This is a genomic window from Burkholderia sp. LMU1-1-1.1, from assembly GCF_040675865.1.
Classification (GTDB): Bacteria; Pseudomonadota; Gammaproteobacteria; order Burkholderiales; family Burkholderiaceae_D; genus Rugamonas.
Window position 1 is genome coordinate 119,462 of record NZ_JBEGHG010000078.1, and the last position, 18,109, is coordinate 137,570.

Sequence of the window (18,109 nt, forward strand, 5' to 3'; positions counted from 1 at the left end):
CGTTGCCAGCGAAGCACCGCTGGTTAGCAGCTACCCTAACTTTGCATAAAAACATTAGACCGGCGATTTGAACTTGCGTACACTCAATAGCACTGTGTGGCGGGCTCCGCCTAAAAACCGCGGAAACCCACACCAGTCCGGCAAGCCGCAGTCGCTTGCGGGAAGAAAGCGGACTGATCCGGCCCAGCACGCCGGTTCGATAGCCCACCGGAGGCGCATCCCATGATCAGCCAGACCGATATTTTTCATGCACGCATCTTGATCGTCGACGACCAGGCCGTCAACGTGGAGTTGCTGGAATTCCTGCTCAAGTCGACCGGCTACCAGGCCGTCACCTCCACCACCGACCCGCGCGTGGTGGCCGACTGGCACAACCGCCACCGCTACGACCTCATCATCCTCGACCTGCAGATGCCCGGCATGGACGGCTTCGAGGTGATGGACGCGCTGCGCCCGCTCGAGGCCGATTCCTGGCTGCCGGTGCTGGTGGTGACGGCGCAGCCGGACCATAAACTGAAGGCGCTCGAATCGGGCGCGCGCGATTTCCTCAGCAAGCCGATCGACCCGGTCGAGGTGCTCACGCGCATCCGCAACATGCTCGAGGTGCGCCTGCTGCACCGCGAGGCGCGCAACTACAACGCGCGCCTGGAGCAGACGGTGCGCGAGCGCACGGTCGAACTGCAGCGCTTCCGCAGCGCCATGGACGCCACCGCCGACGCCATCTTCCTGCTCGACGCGGCCACCGCCGAACTGGTCGACGTCAACGACGGCGCCTGCCGCATGCTGGGCTACCCGCGCGACGAGATGCTGGGCCAGACCGCCAGCCGGCTGGGGCTGGGTACGCAGGCGCTGCTGCGCGCGCAGGCGCACCGGCTCGAGGACTATGCCGCCGCCATCGGCCAGGCGCGCACGCCGGAGCTGGCCGAACTTGAATTGATGCGGCGCGACCTGGTCTCGGTGCCGGTGGAGATCTACTGGCAGCTGCTCACGCGGCCCGGCCAGGCGACCGTGATGCTGGGCGTGGCGCGCGACATCAGCGAGCGGCGCCACTCGGAGGAACTGCTGCAGCACATGGCCCATTACGACAGCCTGACGGGGCTGCCCAACCGCACGCTGTTCTTCCAGACCTTGGCCGACGCCATCTCGCTGGCGCAGGAAAAATCGTGGCGCATCGTGGTGCTGTTCATCGCGCTGGACCGCTTCAAGAACATCAACGACTCGCTCGGCGCCGCGCTCGGCGACGAGCTGCTGCGCCAGTTCAGCAACCGGCTGGTGCAATGCGTGCGCCTGCGCGACACGGTCGGGCGCATGGGCGGCGACGAATTCGCGCTGATCCTGTCGATGCCGCGCGACCAGCAGGACGCCGTCCACACGGCCAACGAGGTGCGCGAGGCGCTGCGCCTGCCGTTCGATTTGAACGGGCACCCGGCGGTGCTCAGCGCCAGCATTGGCATCGCCATGTATCCGGACGACGCCACCGATCCCGAAACGCTGCTCAAATACGCCGACACCGCGATGGAGCGCGCCAAGCAGGCGGGCCGCGACGGCTACCGCTTCTTCACCGCCGGCATGAACGTGCAGGTGCTGGCGCGGCTGGACATGGAGCTGGCGCTGCGCCGCGCGCTCGACAACGACGAACTGCTGCTGTACTACCAGCCCAAGGTCAACCTGCACACCGGCGCCATCGCCGGGGCCGAGGCGCTGCTGCGCTGGCAGCGGCCCGGCTTCGGCCTGGTGTTCCCGTCCGAGTTCGTGCCGGTGCTGGAGGACACGGGCCTGATCGTGCGCGTCGGCGCCTGGATCATCGACGCCGCCTGCGAGCAGATCGGCGCCTGGCTGCGCAGCGGCGTCGGCGCCGTGCGCGTGGCCGTCAACGTCGCCAGCCGCCAGTTCATCGAGGGCGACCTGGAACAGGTGGTGCGCTCGGCGCTGGTGCGCCACGAGGTGCCGCCGGAGCTGCTGGAACTGGAGCTGACCGAGACCGCGCTGATGTCCAACGCCGAGCGCACGATCATGGTGCTGACCAATCTGAAGGCGATCGGCATCAAGGTCGCGATCGACGATTTCGGCACCGGCTACTCGTCGCTGGCATATCTTCAGCGCTTCCCGATCGACAAGCTCAAAATCGACATCGCCTTCGTGCGCGAGATCACCACCAACCCGAACGACGCCGCCATCGCCACCGCCATCATCAGCATGGCGCACAGCCTCAAGCTGCGCGTGATCGCCGAGGGCGTCGAGACGCGTGCGCAGCTCGAATATCTGCGGCGCAGCCGTTGCGATGAGATCCAGGGATATTTCTTCAGCCGGCCGGTGGCGCCGGCCGACATGGCGGTGCTGGTCGAATCGGGCCGCTGCCTGCCGGTCGATCCGGCGGCGCCCAACCAGCCGGCGCAAACGCTGCTCATCGTCGACGACAATCCGGACATTTTATGGTCGCTCGACCAGTTGTTCCAGCGCGACGCCTACCAGATTTTGACGGCCGGATCGGCCACCGAGGCGTTCGAGCTGCTGGCGCTGCACCCGGTGCAAGTGATCCTGTGCGACCAGCGCCTGCCGGGCATGAACGGCACCGAGTTCCTCGGCCAGGTCAAGGACATGTATCCGGAGACGATACGCATCATCCTGTCCGGCTACATGGGGCTCGACGCGGTGCTCGACTCGGTCAACCGGGGCGCCATCTACCGCTTCTACACCAAGCCGTGGGACGACACCCAACTGCGCGACAACATCCGGCTGGCGTTCCACCACTACTGGCTGATGCACGGCAGCGGCCTGCGCGCCGGCCAGCCGGACGAGGACGTGACCGCGCTTCAGGACGTGAAGTGATCGAAGCCCGCGAGTTTGAGGTCTAGCGGCTGGCCGGCGGCATCCACCAGGCGCAGGCCCGGCGCCGCCTCGATGCTGCCGACGCGCGTGACCGGCGTGGCCACGCTGCCGGCGGCGGCGATGACCGCCGCGCGCGCCGACGCCGGCGCGGTGAAGCACAACTCGTAATCGTCGCCGCCGGCGGCGGTGAACGCGCGCCGCAGCTCCTGCGGGAAGGCGACCAGCGCCTCGCCTGGCGGCAGCGCGTCCACATTCAAGGTCGCGCCCACGTTCGACATCGACAAGATGTGACCGAGATCGCCAACCAGGCCATCGGAGATATCGATGGCCGCGCGGGCGATGCCCTGTTCGGCCAACACCGCGCCCAGTTCCACCCGTGGCACCGGCGTGTGCATGCGCACCGACGCCGTATGCAGGCTGGCCGCATCCAGGGTTTGTTCGAGACGGTAGCCGGCCAGCGCCAGGCGCGCGTCGCCCAGGGTGCCGGACACCCAGATATCGTCGCCCGCCTGCGCGGCGGCGCGGCGCAACGCCTGGCCGGGACGCAGCTCGCCGAAGACGGTGATGCAGATGGTCAGCGGGCCTTTGGTGGTGTCGCCGCCTATCAGCTCGATGTTGAAGGCGTCGGCCAGCGCGAACAGACCTTGCGAGAAGCCGGCCAGCCAGGCGCGGTCGGCCAGGGGCAGCGCCAGCGCCAGGGTGAAGCCGACCGGCCGCGCGCCCATCGCCGCCAGGTCCGACAGGTTGACGGCCAGGCTTTTATGGCCGAGCCGATAGGCGTCCTCGCCGGCGAAGAAGTGGCGGCCCTCGACCAGCATGTCGGACGAAATCGCCGTCTGCATGCCGGGGGTGGGGGTGAGCAGCGCGCAGTCGTCGCCGATGCCGAGCGTGGCCCGGCCCGGCTGCTGCGGGCGCTGGAAGTATTCCTTGATGAGGTCGAATTCGGAGAGCATGCCGTATTGTACCCAGCGATTCGTCGAAGGCCAGAAAAAAATATGCCACCGCTGGCGGAACGGGGGCGCCGTTACCTAGAAGCTGTGCCGCAAGCCCAGGTTGTACGCGCGGTCGCCGCTGCCGGCCTCGCTGTTGTTGGCCACGGTGTAACCGGCGCCGTTGCGGTTCGAGATGGCGCCGTACGCCGCGTACAGGCTGGTGCGTTTTGACAACGGATGCACGTAGCCGACACCCCACGTGCCGGCGTCCTGGTTGAACGGCGTGCGGTCGTCCTTGCGCATGACCGACGCCATCAGCGTTCCCGTCGGCAGCGGCACCGTCACGCCGAGCAGCACTTCGCGGCCGTCGGTCGAGGCGGTCGGCGCGACGCCGCCATAAGGATTGCCGGTGTTGCCCAACGGCGCGCTGTTAAAACCCCGGTCGACGCCGACGGCGAAGAACAGCCTGGCCACGCCCACGTCGTAGTTGGCCGCCAAAAGCTTGTTACTGCCGGCGCCGCGCCGGACCGCTGGCGCTTCGGCCGTCGCCGCCGTATCGGCGTTCTTGTGGTTGTAGGCCAGGCGCACATTGAAGCGGCCGCCGTTGTAGCCGACCGACGCGCCCAGTTGCCGTCCCGCCTCGGCGCTGCCGGCCTGTTCGCCGGGGCTGTAGGCGATGTCGGCGCTGACACCGTTGACGTCCGGCGTGGCGTACATCACGGTGTTGTTGCTGCGGGCGTTGGTGCCCCAGTCGGGAAACGCGTTCTTGATGCTGCCGGCGTAGCCGGTGCCGAACGGATCGGCGACCGCCACCAGCGCGTTGTGGTACGGCGTCGTCTGGCGGCCCAGGCTCAGCGTGCCGGCGCCGTTGCGCAGTCCGACCAGCGCCTGCCGGTTGAACGGCGTGTTGGCCGAGGCGAAGTTGCCGGTGTCCACGCTGTAGCCCGCCTCGAGGATGAAGAACGCGGACAGGCCGCCCCCCAAATCCTCGCTGCCCCTGAAGCCGAGCCGCGACGCCGAGGCGGGACCGCTGGTGATCTTGGTGACGTTGCCGGCGGCGCCGCCGCGTTCGCCGACGACGCCGATATCGGCGATGCCGTAAATGGTGAGGGAGGACTGGCCCGGTTTGGGCGACGGCGTCGCCTGGGCCTGCGCCGGCTGGGTGGAGAAGAGGGCGGCCATGGCGGCCGCGATGCTGAGGGTGTGGCGGTTGTTCATACGTCTCCTGTTATTGTGGGGGCTACCCCCGCCGTTACACGGGACCCTCGCGCTGTTGGTTGGCAAAGTGCTCGATTGCCAGCAGTCGGAACGCGGTGACGGCGGGATTGTCCTGGTCGGGGCGCCAGGCCATGCTCATTTCGGCGTGCGCCACCACGTCGGCCAACGGCCGGAACTCGACGTTGTCGTAGTGGAAGCGCTGCGCCGACGCCGGCAGGATCGACAGACCCAGACCGGCGCGCACCATCGACAAGATCGTCGGACTCTGGTCGATGTACTGCGTGATATTCACCTGGACATCGTTGCTGGCAAAGATGCCCATCAGGCGGTCATAAAAATACTTGCCCTGCACCGGCGAGTGCATGATGAAGGGCTGCTCGTTCAGTTGCGCCAGCGTGATCGACGCGGACGCGCACAGCGGATGCGCCTTGGGCAAGGCCACCACCAGCGGCTCCTCCTCCACCAGCACCAGTTCCAGTTGCTGGCGCGACGACACCGGCCGCATGAAGCCCAGGTCGATGGTGCTGGCGTTGAACGCCTCGATCTGCGCCACCGAAATCAATTCGAACAGCACCACGTCGATCTCGGGCAGCGCCCGCCTTGCGGCGGCCAGCAGGCCCGGGATCAGCTCGTAGCCGGCGGCGCCGGTGAAGCCGATGCGCACCCGCCCGGTCTTGCCCTTGCTGGCGCGCCGCACCGTGGTTTCCGCCTGTTCGGCCAGGTTCAGCAGGCGGATCGCGTCGGCCAGGAAGATCCGTCCCTCCGTGGTCAACCTGACCGTGCGGCCGATGCGGTCGAACAGGTCGACGCCGAGGTTGTGCTCGAGCAGCTGGATCTGCCTGCTGAGCGGCGGTTGTGTCATGTTCAACAGCGCGGCGGCGCGCCGGAAGTTCAATTCTGTGGCCGCCGCGACGAAGCAGCGCACCTGTCCCAGATCTAGCATGGAGTGTCCCGTAAGGCGTGATGAGTCAGCCATGATAGCGATATTCGGCAACGGGACGGGGGCGCACCGCATCCCCCATTGGATCAGGTGGTCAGGCTGCCTTCGGGACGCCGGCCGGCCAGGCCGTCCGCCAGACTGGCCAGCACCATCTCGCCCATGGCCGTGCGCGACTCGACGGTGGCGCTGGCGCGGTGCGCCTGCAACACCACGCGGTCCATGGGGAACAGCGCCTCCGGCACGTTGGGCTCGTCGACGAACACGTCCAGGCCGGCGCCGGCGATGGCGCCGCGCGTGAGCGCGTCGACCAGGTCGGCCTCGACCACCAGCTTGCCGCGGGCGATGTTGATCAGGTAGCCGTCCTTGCCCAGCGCGTCGAGCACGGCGGCGTTGACGATGCCCTGCGCCTTGTCGGCCGCCGCCGCCAGCACCAGGATGTCGCTGTCGCGCGCCAGCTGCGTCAGGTCGGCAACGAAGCGGTGCGGCACGTCGCCGATCTCGCGCAGGTCGGTGTAGGCGATCGGGCAGCCGAACGCGGCCGCGCGCTGGGCGATGGCGCGGCCGACCTTGCCCATGCCGACGATGCCCACGCGCTTGCCGCTGAAGCGGCGCGACAATGGCAGCGCGCCCGGGTGCGGATTGCGCTGCCAGTCGCCGGTCTTGACGAACTGGTTGCCGGCGCAGATCTCGCGGCAGGCCGCCAGGATCAGGCCGATGGCCAGGTCGGCCACGTCCTCGGTGAGGGCGCCGAAAGTGGCGGTGACGGGAATGCCGCGTTCGCGGGCGAAGGCCAGGTCAACCGCGTCGGTGCCGACGCCGTTGACGGCGATGACCCGCAGCGCCGGCAGCTTGCCGATCATGTCGTTGCTGATGCCGGTGTGGCCGCCGGTGATCACGCCACGGATCGCCGCGCCGTGGGCGTCCAGGTAGGCGGCCTTGTCCTCCTGCTCGAACAGCCGGTGTACGGTGTAGAGCTGGCTCAGTTTCTCGTTAATGGCTGGCACCAGGATCGGGTTCAGTTGCAGGATGTCGGGTTTCACTTCGGTCGGCTTCATCAAAAACTCCCTGTTGGTCGATGGCAAATTCGCATCGGTATGGCAACGCATCATGGGCGGTTTTTTTTCACGCGTCCAATCCCAAAGCGCTATCAGTTGATACAGGGTTTGTACCGGTGCCGCGTGATTCAATTTGCGGATCACCTAATGTCCAGAAAAGATTGGACGCCACCGCCGGCCGGTGGGACGATTTGCCGAGCATAAAAAAATAGCACCAGAAAACACACATAAAATGGAGACACCACATGCGCCAGCAACTTGCCGCGAGCATTCCGGAATCATCGACCCCGCCTGAACCGCTGGAGGAGAAGCGCACCAACTACCGCTGGGTGGTCATGGGGCTGATCTTTTGCATCTGGGCCATCGCCTGCGCCGACCGCGCCAACTTCGGCGTCGCGCTGCCCTACATGAAGAAGGAATTCCACATCACCAATACGGAAGCGGGTTTGATCGTCAGCCTGTTCTCGTTCGCCTATGCGATCGTGCAAATTCCCGTCGGCATCCTGTACCGGCGCCTCGGCGAGAAGGCCAGCGGCATCTTCCTGGCCGTGTGCATGGTGATGACGTCGGTGTTCACGGGCCTGATGGCCACCACCTCGTCGGTGCTACTGCTGCAGCTGTACCGGATCGGCTTGGGCCTGTCCGAGGGGCCGCTCGGCATCGGCTGCACCAACGTCGTCAACCGCTGGTTCCCGCCGCAGGAGAAGGGCCTGGCCACCGGCCTGTGGATCGCCGCCTCCAAGCTGGGGCCGCTGATGGTGCCGTCGGTGTGCCTGATCGTCATCGCCATCTGGGGCTGGCGCGAGATCTTCTATGTGTTCGCCGTGCCCGGCCTGCTGTTCGCCGTGCTGTGGGTCTTCATGGTGACCAACTCGCCCTCCGAGAGCCGGTTCTGCTCGCCTGCCGAGCGGCGCTATATCCAGGGCGGCGACGCGCCCGGCGCGCCGCGCACCTACGGCGCCGCGCCGCGCCGGGTGCTGCGCAGCATGCCGCTGCTCGACGCCATCAACCGCACCCGGCGGGTCGTGCGGCTCGATTCGGTGGCCCAGGTGTTTTGTTCCTGGAATATCATCGGTGTCGCCCTCGGCTACGGCTGCATGATCGGCATCACCAACATCTTCATGTCGTGGATTCCCACCTATCTCGTGACGGTGAAGGGCTACGCGGCCGTGAAGATGGGCTTTCTGGCGTCGGCGCCGTTCATCGGCGCGGTGGCGGGCAATATGATCGGCGGCCTGATTTCCGACCGCCTGCTCGACGGCCGCCGCAAGCCGATGATGCTGCTCGGCGCGGTCGGCACGACCTTGATGCTGTGCCTGCTGATCGAGGCGCCCGACAGCGCCGCCTACCTCGGCGCCACGCTGCTCGTCTCCGGCCTGATGGTCGGCATCGGCTTCGCCGGCTACTCGGCGTACGCGATGGGTCTGGTCACCAAGTCGGCCTATCCGACCGCCTTCGGCATCGTCAACTTCCTCGGACAAATCGGCGGCGCGATCGCCCCGCTGACGGTGGGCATCCTGCTCGACCATTACGGCTGGGGCAGCGTGTTCCTGTACATGGTGGGCACCGCGCTGCTGTGCGTGGTGCTGGTGGCGAGCGTGGTCGAGCCGGTGGCCGAACCGGAACTTTGACGGATGCCGGCGCAATATTGACAATCCCAATCAAAAATCGGATTGCAATAGCTAAAGTGAATTATTGATGAAATGTGACGATATTGAAGCTATTGATAGCCTAAAGCCGTTAAAAGCACCAGAAATTCGGGCAATTGCCTGCGAGAACAATAAATTCTGCCAATAACTGTTATCACCGTTGGTGAAAATACCTACTTAAATGAAAGAATTGGTCTGATAAAATCGTAGGCTTTCCGACCGCACAAACAGGAAGGCAGCACAGCATGGATTCGTCATCTGAGAAAAAAGAAGAAATTCGTCAACAATTGCGCGTCGCCGCGCTCGAGTACCACGAGTTCCCGACCCCAGGCAAAATCAGCGTTACGCCGACCAAGCAACTGACCAACCAGCGCGATCTGGCGCTCGCCTACTCCCCGGGCGTGGCCGCCCCGTGCGAAGAAATCGTCATCGACCCGGCCGCCGCCTATAAATACACGGCGCGCGGCAACCTGGTGGCCGTCATCACCAACGGCACCGCCGTGCTCGGCCTGGGCAACATCGGCCCGCTGGCCGCCAAGCCCGTCATGGAAGGCAAGGGCGTGCTGTTCAAGAAGTTCGCCGGCATCGACGTGTTCGACATCGAGATCAACGAGCTCGATCCGGACAAGCTGGTCGACATCATCGCCTCGCTCGAGCCGACCTTCGGCGGCGTCAACCTGGAAGACATCAAGGCGCCCGAGTGCTTCTACATCGAGCGGCAGCTGCGCGAACGCATGAAGATCCCGGTCTTCCACGACGACCAGCACGGCACCGCCATCATCGTCGGCGCGGCCATCATGAACGGCATCCAGTACGTCGGCAAAGACATCAAGCACTGCAAACTGGTGGTCTCCGGCGCCGGCGCGGCCGCGCTGGCCTGCCTGGACCTGATCGTCGACCTCGGCTTCCCGCTGGAGAACATCTATGTCACCGACCTGGCCGGCGTGGTCTACAAGGGCCGCACCGAGCTGATGGACCCGGACAAGGAACGCTTCGCGCGCGACACCTCGGCCCGCACCCTGGCCGAGGTGATTCCCGACGCCGACATCTTCCTCGGCCTGTCGGCCGGCGGCGTGCTCAAACAGGACATGGTCAAGTCCATGGCGAAGAATCCGCTGATCCTGGCGCTGGCCAACCCGAACCCGGAGATCCTGCCCGACGACGTCAAGGCCGTGCGCGGCGACGCCATCATCTGCACCGGCCGCTCGGACTATCCGAACCAGGTCAACAACGTGCTGTGCTTCCCGTACATCTTCCGCGGCGCCCTCGATTGCGGCGCCACCACCATTACGCGCGAGATGGAGATCGCCGTGGTCCACGCGATCGCCGAACTGGCGCACGCCGAGCAGTCCGACATCGTCGCCACCACCTACGGCTTCACCAACCTGTCGTTCGGCCCCGAGTACCTGATCCCGATGCCGTTCGATCCGCGCCTGTTGATCAAGATCGCCCCGGCCGTGGCCAAGGCGGCCGAGGATTCGGGCGTCGCCACCCGTCCGATCAAGGACCTGCAAGCGTACGCCGACAGCCTGCAGCAATTCGTCTACCGCAGCGGCACCTTCATGAAGCCGTTGTTCCAGGTGGCCAAGAAGACCGAGATGGGCCTCAAGCGCATCGTCTACGCCGAGGGCGAGGAGGAGCGCGTGCTGCGCGCGGTGCAGGTCATCGTCGACGAGAAGCTGGCGCGCCCGATCCTGGTCGGCCGTCCGGCCGTGCTGGAGACGCGCATCGCCAAGTTCGGCCTGCGCCTGAAGCACGGCGTCGATTTCGACGTCATCAACCCGGACCACGACGACCGCTATCGCGACTACTGGCAGACCTACTACGACATGACCAGCCGCAAGGGCGTGACGCAGGAATACGCCAAGCTGGAAATGCGCCGCCGCCATACGCTGATCGGCGCCATGATGATCAAGAAGGGCGACGCCGACGGCATGATCTGCGGCACCTTCGGCACCACCCAGCTGCACCTGCACTACATCGACCAGGTGCTGGGCAAGCGCGAGGGCGCCTGCGTCTACGCGGCGATGAACGTGTTGATCATGCCGGAGCGTCAGATCGTCATGGTCGACACCCACGTCAACGAGAACCCGAACGCCAACGAGCTGGCGGCCATCACCGTCATGGCGGCCGAGGAGATGCGCCGTTTCGGCCTGTCGCCGCGCGCCGCGCTGCTGTCGCATTCGAACTTCGGCTCGTCCAACAGCGAGTCGGCGCAGAAGATGCGCGCCGCGCTGGCGCTGGTCAAGAAGCTCGATCCGACCCTGGAGATCGACGGCGAGATGCACGGCGACACCGCGCTCGACTCGAAACTGCGCCACGCCATCATGCCGGAATCGACCCTGACCGGCGACGCCAACCTGCTGGTGGCGCCGAACATGGACTCGGCCAACATCGCCTACAACCTGGTCAAGACGGCGGCCGGCAACGGCATCGCGGTCGGCCCGATCCTGCTCGGCTGCGCGCAGGCGGTGCACATCCTGACGCCGTCGGCCACGGTGCGCCGCATCGTCAACATGACCGCGCTGTGCGTGGTCGACTCGGTCGCCCAGCGCAAGGCTTAAGCCGCGCGCCACGCCGAACCGGCCGCGCTCTCCCCCGGAGCGCGGCCGGTTTTTTTCATGGCGCGGGGACTGTAACCGGATGTAATTTATGTAATGTTCGCTTCCCGCGCGAGCCGCGGGATGTGACGACCCTGTTACAATAACCGACTATTTTTACTTATATTTGTAGCCACATACCATGACGACAACAAAAAAAGCTCTGATCACAGGCATCACCGGTCAAGATGGCGCCTATCTGGCCGAACTGCTGCTGGAAAAGGGGTACCAGGTCACCGGCACCTATCGTCGCACCAGCTCGGTGAACTTCTGGCGCATCGAAGAGCTCGGCATCCAGTCGCACCCGAACCTGAACCTGGTCGAGTACGACCTGACCGACCTGGCGTCGAGCATCCGCCTGATGCAGACGGTGCAGCCGGACGAGGTGTACAACCTGGCCGCCCAGAGTTTCGTCGGCGTGTCGTTCGACCAGCCGCTGACCACCGCCGAGATCACCGGCGTCGGCCCGGTCCACCTGCTCGAGGCGATCCGCATCGTCAACCCGAAGATCCGCTTCTACCAGGCGTCGACCTCGGAAATGTTCGGCAAGGTGCAGGCCGTGCCGCAAAAGGAAGACACCCCGTTCTACCCGCGCAGCCCGTACGGCGTGGCCAAGCTGTACGCCCACTGGATGACGGTGAACTACCGCGAGTCGTATGGTATTTTCGGCTCGTCGGGCATCCTGTTCAACCACGAGTCGCCGCTGCGCGGCCGTGAGTTCGTCACCCGCAAGATCACCGACTCGGTCGCCAAGATCCATCTGGGCCAGCTCGAGGTGCTCGAACTGGGCAATATGGACGCCAAGCGCGACTGGGGCTACGCCAAGGAGTACGTCGAAGGCATGTGGCGCATCCTGCAGGCGGACGAGCCGGACACGTTCGTGCTGGCCACCAACCGCACCGAGACCGTGCGCGACTTCGTCAGCATGGCCTTCAAGGCGATCGACGTGGCCATCGAATGGAGCGGCGCGGCCGACAACGAGATCGGCACCTGCAAAAAAACCGGCAAGGTGCTGGTGCGTGTCAATCCGAAGTTCTACCGTCCGGCCGAAGTCGAGCTGCTGATCGGCGACCCGGCCAAGGCCACCGAAAAACTGGGCTGGAAGCCGAAGACCACGCTCGAAGAGCTGTGCCAGATGATGGTCGACGCCGACCTGCGCCGCAACAAAGCCGGCTTCTCCTTCTAAGGTGGACACGGTGACGGCGGCGCTGGAGGGCGGCGAGGGTAGCGGCAAGCGGGCCCTGATCACCGGCCTGTCCGGCTTCACCGGCCTGTACGTCGAGCGGGAGCTGCGCGCGGCCGGCTATGAAGTATTCGGCACCATTTCGCCGGATGGCGCGCCGGCCGAAGGGCGCTACCCCGTCGACTTGAACGACCGCGCCGGCCTGGCCGCCGTGGTGCAAGAGGTGCGACCCGATGTGGTGGCGCACCTGGCGGCCATCGCCTTCGTCGGCCATGGCGACGTCGAGCAAATCTACCGCGTCAATGTCGCCGGCACCCGCAATCTGCTCGAGGCGCTGGCCGGCCTGGAGCAAAAACCGTCGGCCGTGCTGCTGGCGTCGAGCGCCAATATCTACGGCAACACCGACGTCGGCGTGATCGACGAGAACGTTCCGGCCGCGCCGGCCAACGATTACGCCGTCAGCAAGCTGGCGATGGAATACATGGCGCGCCTGTGGCAGGACAAGCTGCCGCTGATCGTGGCGCGCCCGTTCAACTACACTGGCGTCGGCCAGCACGAGAACTTCCTGCTGCCGAAGATCGTCTCGCACTTCCGCCGCAAGGCCGCCGACATCGAATTGGGCAACCTGCACGTGTGGCGCGACTTCTCCGACGTGCGCATGGTGGCCCAAAGCTACCGCCGGCTGCTGGCCGCGCCGGCCGCCGCCGGTCAGGCGTTCAACATCTGTTCCGGCCACGCCTATTCGCTCGCCGAGGCGCTCGACATGATGGCCGACATCGCCGGCTACAAGATCAATGTCCACGTCAATCCGGCCTTTGTGCGCGCCAATGAAGTGGTGCGGCTGGTCGGCGACAACCGCCGCCTGGCCGCCGTCACCGGCCCGGTCGCCACCGTGCCGCTGGCCGACACGCTGCGCTGGATGTACCAGGCTTGAGTGCCGTGGGCGCCACGCCCCGGCTGCGCGTCGGCCTGTCCACCACCACCGTCGAACCGGTGCTCACCGGCGGCCGCCTGGACGGTATCGGCGTCTACAGCCGCGCCTTGCTCGACCATCTGCCCGGCGCCGGCTGCGAGGTGCTGCCATTCAGCTTTGCCCCACCGGGCGACGCCGGCCGCCTGACGGTGGGCCGCGCGCTGCCGCTGTCGTTTCCGCTGGCGACCCTGGGCGACTTGATCCTGCCGGCCAGCGTGCACCTGCACGCGAGCCGCGTGATGGGCAGGGACGCGCCGCCGCTCGACCTGTTCCACGCCACCGACTACCGCATCGTGCGCATGGATTGCCCGGTCGTGGCGACCTTGCACGACGCGTTGCCGATTTCCCATCCCGAGTGGTGCAGCCCGAAGATGCGGCGCCTGAAGAACTGGTTGCAGGTCAAGGCCGCCCGCAAGGCGCGGCATGTGATCACCGGCTCGCGCTACTCGATCCGCGAACTGGTCGAGTGCTTCGGCGTCGACGAGCGCCGCATCAGCGTGGTCCACCACGGCGTCGGCGCCGAATGGTTCGACGCCCCGGAGGCGGCGCAGCGCGACGCCACGCTGGCGCAATACCGGCTGCAGGCCGGCTACTTCCTGTTCGTCGGCACGCTGCAGCCCCGTAAAAACATCGCGCGCCTGCTGGAGGCCTATCTGGCGCTGCCGCCGGTGCTGCGCTCGTCGCGCCAGCTGGTCATCGTCGGCGCGCCGGGCTGGCGCAGCGAGGAGCTGGTCAACCGCGTCAAGGCCGCGCGGCAGCGCGGCGAGAACGTCGTCTGGCTCGACAAGCTGACCGACCACGGCCAGCTGCGCCACCTGTATGCCGGCGCCGGCGCCTTCGTCTTCCCGTCGCTGTACGAGGGCTTCGGCCTGCCGCTGGTCGAGGCTTTCGCCAGCGGCATTCCGGTGGCCACCTCCAACGCCACCTCGCTGCCGGAGGTGGCGCAGGGCGCCGCGCTCGAATTCGATCCGCTGTCGGTGCCGGAGATGACCGCCGCCATGACGTCCATCGCCCGCGACGACGCGCTGCGCCAGCGCCTGGTCGCCGCCGGCCACCGCCGCGCGCTGGAACTGACCTGGGACGAGGCGGCCCGGCGCACGGCCGCCGTGTATCATGACGTCCTGTCACACTAATGCCACATTAACCCCGGCTGCGCCGAGCAGCCCGACCAAAAGCCATGCGCGTCCTTCATTTCTACAAGACCTACTACCCCGACACCTGGGGCGGAATCGAGCAAGTCATCCGCCAGATGTGCGTGGGAACCGGCCGCCTGGGTGTGACCAACGAGGTGCTGACACTGACCCGCGACAGCGGCCCGGCGCAAATCGAGTTCGAGGGCCACACCGTGCACCGCGTCCGCATGGACTTCGAGATCGCCTCGACGGGATTCTCGTTCGGGGCGATCCGCGCGTTGGCGCGGCTGGCGCGCAAGGCCGACGTGATCCACTACCATTTTCCGTGGCCGTTCATGGACATCGCCCACTTCATGGCCCGGATCGACAAGCCCAGCGTGGTGACCTACCATTCGGACATCGTGCGCCAGAAGAACCTGCTGCGCGTCTACAGCCCGCTCAAGCGCCGCTTCCTGCGCAGCGTCGACACCATCATCGCCACCTCGCCGAACTATCTGGCCTCGTCGCCGGTGCTCAAGCGCTTCGAACACAAGACCCGCACCATCACCTACGGCCTCGATAAGAGCATCTATCCGCAGCCGTCGGCGGCGGTGATGGACAAATGGCGCGAACGCTGCGGCGAGCGCTTCTTCCTGTTCGTCGGCGTGCTGCGCTACTACAAGGGCCTGCACATCCTGCTCGACGCCATGGCCAACATCGATTATCCGGTGGTGATCGTCGGCGCCGGCCCGATCGAGCAGGAACTCAAGGAGCACGCCGCCCGCCTGGGGCTGACCCACGTGACGTTCGTCGGCGCGGTGGAGGAGGAGGACAAGATCGCGCTGCTGCGGCTGTGCTACGCGATGGTGTTCCCGTCGCACCTGCGCTCGGAGGCGTTCGGCATCTCGCTGCTGGAGGGCGCGATGTTCGGCAAGCCGATGATCTCGAGCGAGATCGGCACCGGCACCACCTACATCAACATCGACAACGAGACCGGGCTGGTGGTGCCACCCAACGACCCGCAGGCCTTCAGCGGCGCCATGCGCCTGCTGTGGGAGCAGCCGGAGCGCGCCGCCGAGATGGGGCGCCGCGCCGAGGCGCGCTACTGGGAGTTGTTCACCGCCGAGCGCATGGCCGAGAACTACCACGCGCTGTACCGCGAGTTGTCGGCGCGCCACAGTGGCAAGCGCGCGGCCCCGCGCGGCCGCGCTATTTGATCTGGCGCAAAGTTTCGGCCGAGGCCGGCGGCTATCATGGGCACCGAACTCCGCGCCCTGCCGACGGTCCTCATTGATGGCGCTACCATGATGACGCCACCCCCTGTGCGACGCAACGACGTCGGCCGGGCGGGAGTTCACCACGTGGTCCTTCCCCCAAGCGGGTAAAATACGCCCATCACCCCCAATGATGGAGAACCGCGTGCGCTGCCTGGTCATCGAAGATGAAGTAGAAACCTCGAACTACATCTGCAAGGGCCTGCGCGAAGCGGGCTATCTGGTCACCGCCTGCGCGACCGGTCCGGACGGGCTCGATTACGCCACCGGCGAGCAGTGGGACCTGATCATCCTCGACCGCATGCTGCCGGGCCGCATCGACGGCCTGTCCATCGTCGACAAGCTGCGCGCGCTGGGCAAGCAGACGCCCGTCATCATCGTCAGCGCGCTGACCACCATCGACGCCCGCGTGACGGGCCTGCGCGGCGGCGCCGACGACTACCTGTCCAAGCCTTTCGCCTTCTCCGAGCTGCTGGCGCGGGTCGAGGCGCTGATGCGGCGCAGCGCCCCCGGCGCCGACAGCACCCAGCTGCAGGTGGCCGACCTCACGCTGGACCTGCGCACCATGCGCGTCACGCGCGGCCCCAAGGTCATCACGCTGCAGCCGCGCGAGTACCGGCTGCTCGAGTACCTGATGCGCAACGAGAACCAGGTCGTCACCCGCACCATGCTGCTCGAATCGGTGTGGGACTATCACTTCGACCCGCAGACCAATGTGATCGACGTCCAGATCAGCCGCCTGCGCGCCAAGGTGGACAAGGATTTCCCGGTGATGCTGATCCACACGCTGCGCGGCGTCGGCTACCGCATGGGCGTCGGCGCGTCCGACGAGACGGGGCAGGCGCTTGGCTAATAGGTCCTCCTTGTCCTCCTTGTCCTCCTTGTCCGCCAGGTTCCCCGTCAAGCGGCCTTTCGGGCCGCTCGGACGGGCCTCGATCGCCGCCAAGCTGGCGCTGGGCTACGGCCTGCTGGGCACCTTCTCTATCGTGGTGGTGTCGGCGGTGTTCTACACCGGCACCATCGGAGTGCTCGACGATAACCTCGACGGCAAGATCGTCATGCAGTCGGAGCGTTTGATCGAACACTCGCGCTTCCCCGGCCATGGCGCGCTGGTGGAGGAAGTGCGGCGCCAGCTGGCCGACGGCGTCGACAGCGACCGCGAGATCTTCCAGCTCATCACCGGCAACGGCGTGCCCGCCGCCGGCAACCTCGATGCCGTGCCGGCCGGCGCCAAGCCCGCGCCGCAGCCCCGCGCGATGATGGTCACCACCGTCGTCAAGCGCGATGGCCATGAGCGGCCGGCGCGCCTGTACCTGCGGCCGATGGCCGATGGCGGCCTGCTGATCGTCGGGCGCGACCTGAGCGAGCAGCACGCGGTGCGCGAGGTGATCTGGCGCGCGCTGCTGGCCGGCGCCGGCGTTTCGCTGCTGCTGACGGTGGGCGGCGCGCTGCTGTTCCGCCGAGGCATCGAGGGGCGGCTGGGCGAGATCCGCCGCACCGCCGCCCAGATCGAGGCGGGCAATCTCAGTCACCGCATTCCCGTCTCCGGCGGCGATGAATTCGCGCTGCTCAACCGCGACATCAACCGCATGCTCGACCGCATCGAGCTGCTGATGGAGGGCATCCGCCACGTCTCCAACGCCATCGCCCACGACCTGCGCACGCCGCTCAGCCGCATCCGCGGCCGGCTCGACGACGCGCTGCGCCACGAGATGACGGTGCCGCGCCTGTCCGGCGCCGCCCACGACGCCATCGACGACATCGACGATCTGATACGCCTGTTCGAGCGCCTGCTGCAGATCGCCGAGGCCGAATCGGGCATGCGCGCGCGCCTGTTCGAGCGGCTCGACCTGGGACGGGTGGTGGCCGACATCGGCGAGATGTACGAGGCCATCGCCGAGGATGGCGGCATCGCGCTGACGGTCGACGCGCCGGCCTCGCTGTACGTCGACGGCGACCGCAACCTGCTGGCCAGCGCCGTCGCCAGCCTGCTCGACAACGCCATCAAGTACGCCGGCCCGGGCGCCGCCATCCGCGTGCGCGCCGGCCTGCACCACGGCCAGGCGTCGATCGCCATCCACGACAACGGCCCCGGCATCCCGGAGGCGGAGCGCGACAAGGTGACGCAGCGGTTCTATCGCCTCGACAAGAGCCGCCATCTGCCCGGCAACGGCCTGGGTTTGTCCATCGTTAGCGCCACCGCCACTTCGCACGGCGGCTCGCTGACGCTGGAGGACGGCGCGCCCGGGCTGGTGGCGCGCATCCTGCTGCCGCTGGCGCCGGGGTGACGGCGGGGGGCGGCGGCAAGCTATCCTAGCCGTAATGTGACCGCAATCTTGCGGAG

13 protein-coding genes are annotated in these 18,109 nt (G+C 66.7%); 9 read left to right on the forward strand and 4 right to left on the reverse strand.

Annotation, left to right across the window (positions count from 1 at the left end; all coding sequences use genetic code 11):
• Window positions 1-222 precede the first annotated feature (222 nt).
• Window positions 223-2,829 carry an EAL domain-containing protein gene (locus tag MRBLMU1_RS30155; protein ID WP_363509836.1) on the forward strand — a complete coding sequence of 869 codons (2,607 nt, stop codon included), beginning with the start codon at window positions 223-225 and terminating at the stop codon, window positions 2,827-2,829.
• Here the strand turns inward: MRBLMU1_RS30155 and thiL are convergent.
• From thiL to MRBLMU1_RS30175, 4 genes are all read right to left on the reverse strand, one after another.
• Window positions 2,814-3,782, reverse strand: a complete 969-nt coding sequence (gene thiL, locus MRBLMU1_RS30160) for a thiamine-phosphate kinase (protein ID WP_363509838.1) — start codon at window positions 3,780-3,782, stop codon at window positions 2,814-2,816. The two genes, MRBLMU1_RS30155 and thiL, sit on opposite strands and share 16 nt — an antisense overlap.
• 75 nt (window positions 3,783-3,857) lie before the next feature.
• Window positions 3,858-4,979 (reverse strand): porin, encoded by a 1,122-nt coding sequence (locus tag MRBLMU1_RS30165; RefSeq protein WP_363509840.1) that lies wholly within the window; start codon window positions 4,977-4,979, stop codon window positions 3,858-3,860.
• Window positions 4,980-5,013: 34 nt separating this feature from the next.
• Window positions 5,014-5,922 carry a LysR family transcriptional regulator gene (locus tag MRBLMU1_RS30170; RefSeq protein WP_363509842.1) on the reverse strand — a complete coding sequence of 303 codons (909 nt, stop codon included), beginning with the start codon at window positions 5,920-5,922 and terminating at the stop codon, window positions 5,014-5,016.
• 83 nt (window positions 5,923-6,005) lie between these two features.
• Window positions 6,006-6,959, reverse strand: a complete 954-nt coding sequence (locus MRBLMU1_RS30175) for a 2-hydroxyacid dehydrogenase (RefSeq protein ID WP_363510257.1) — start codon at window positions 6,957-6,959, stop codon at window positions 6,006-6,008.
• 260 nt (window positions 6,960-7,219) lie between these two features.
• Between MRBLMU1_RS30175 and MRBLMU1_RS30180 the strand changes: the two genes are divergently transcribed.
• From MRBLMU1_RS30180 to MRBLMU1_RS30215, 8 genes are all read left to right on the forward strand, one after another.
• On the forward strand, window positions 7,220-8,605 hold the full coding sequence (locus tag MRBLMU1_RS30180; RefSeq protein ID WP_363509844.1) for an MFS transporter: 1,386 nt from the start codon (window positions 7,220-7,222) through the stop codon (window positions 8,603-8,605).
• A gap of 263 nt (window positions 8,606-8,868) precedes the next feature.
• On the forward strand, window positions 8,869-11,187 hold the full coding sequence (locus MRBLMU1_RS30185; protein WP_363509846.1) for an NADP-dependent malic enzyme: 2,319 nt from the start codon (window positions 8,869-8,871) through the stop codon (window positions 11,185-11,187).
• Between the two features lie 178 nt (window positions 11,188-11,365).
• Window positions 11,366-12,409, forward strand: coding sequence for a GDP-mannose 4,6-dehydratase (gene gmd, locus MRBLMU1_RS30190; RefSeq protein WP_363509848.1), 1,044 nt, complete (start codon window positions 11,366-11,368; stop codon window positions 12,407-12,409).
• 10 nt (window positions 12,410-12,419) lie between these two features.
• Window positions 12,420-13,340, forward strand: coding sequence for a GDP-mannose 4,6-dehydratase (locus MRBLMU1_RS30195; RefSeq protein ID WP_363509850.1), 921 nt, complete (start codon window positions 12,420-12,422; stop codon window positions 13,338-13,340).
• 5 nt (window positions 13,341-13,345) lie between these two features.
• A complete protein-coding gene (locus MRBLMU1_RS30200) occupies window positions 13,346-14,512 on the forward strand; it encodes a glycosyltransferase family 4 protein (protein WP_363509852.1) in 1,167 nt (388 codons plus the stop codon).
• A gap of 44 nt (window positions 14,513-14,556) precedes the next feature.
• A complete protein-coding gene (locus tag MRBLMU1_RS30205) occupies window positions 14,557-15,708 on the forward strand; it encodes a glycosyltransferase family 4 protein (protein WP_363509854.1) in 1,152 nt (383 codons plus the stop codon).
• Window positions 15,709-15,898: 190 nt separating this feature from the next.
• Window positions 15,899-16,618, forward strand: coding sequence for a response regulator transcription factor (locus tag MRBLMU1_RS30210; protein WP_363510259.1), 720 nt, complete (start codon window positions 15,899-15,901; stop codon window positions 16,616-16,618).
• A 10-nt stretch (window positions 16,619-16,628) separates the two neighbouring features.
• Window positions 16,629-18,053 carry a sensor histidine kinase gene (locus MRBLMU1_RS30215; protein ID WP_363509856.1) on the forward strand — a complete coding sequence of 475 codons (1,425 nt, stop codon included), beginning with the start codon at window positions 16,629-16,631 and terminating at the stop codon, window positions 18,051-18,053.
• Window positions 18,054-18,109 lie beyond the last annotated feature (56 nt).

Bases quoted from the DNA above. Each gene is read 5' to 3' on its own strand.
- MRBLMU1_RS30155 (WP_363509836.1), top strand. From the start codon at position 223: ATGATCAGCCAGACCGATATTTTTCATGCACGCATCTTGATCGTCGAC.
- thiL (WP_363509838.1), bottom strand. From the start codon at position 3,782: ATGCTCTCCGAATTCGACCTCATCAAGGAATACTTCCAGCGCCCGCAG.
- MRBLMU1_RS30165 (WP_363509840.1), bottom strand. From the start codon at position 4,979: ATGAACAACCGCCACACCCTCAGCATCGCGGCCGCCATGGCCGCCCTC.
- MRBLMU1_RS30170 (WP_363509842.1), bottom strand. From the start codon at position 5,922: ATGCTAGATCTGGGACAGGTGCGCTGCTTCGTCGCGGCGGCCACAGAA.
- MRBLMU1_RS30180 (WP_363509844.1), top strand. From the start codon at position 7,220: ATGCGCCAGCAACTTGCCGCGAGCATTCCGGAATCATCGACCCCGCCT.
- MRBLMU1_RS30185 (WP_363509846.1), top strand. From the start codon at position 8,869: ATGGATTCGTCATCTGAGAAAAAAGAAGAAATTCGTCAACAATTGCGC.
- gmd (WP_363509848.1), top strand. From the start codon at position 11,366: ATGACGACAACAAAAAAAGCTCTGATCACAGGCATCACCGGTCAAGAT.
- MRBLMU1_RS30205 (WP_363509854.1), top strand. From the start codon at position 14,557: ATGCGCGTCCTTCATTTCTACAAGACCTACTACCCCGACACCTGGGGC.
- MRBLMU1_RS30210 (WP_363510259.1), top strand. From the start codon at position 15,899: ATGGAGAACCGCGTGCGCTGCCTGGTCATCGAAGATGAAGTAGAAACC.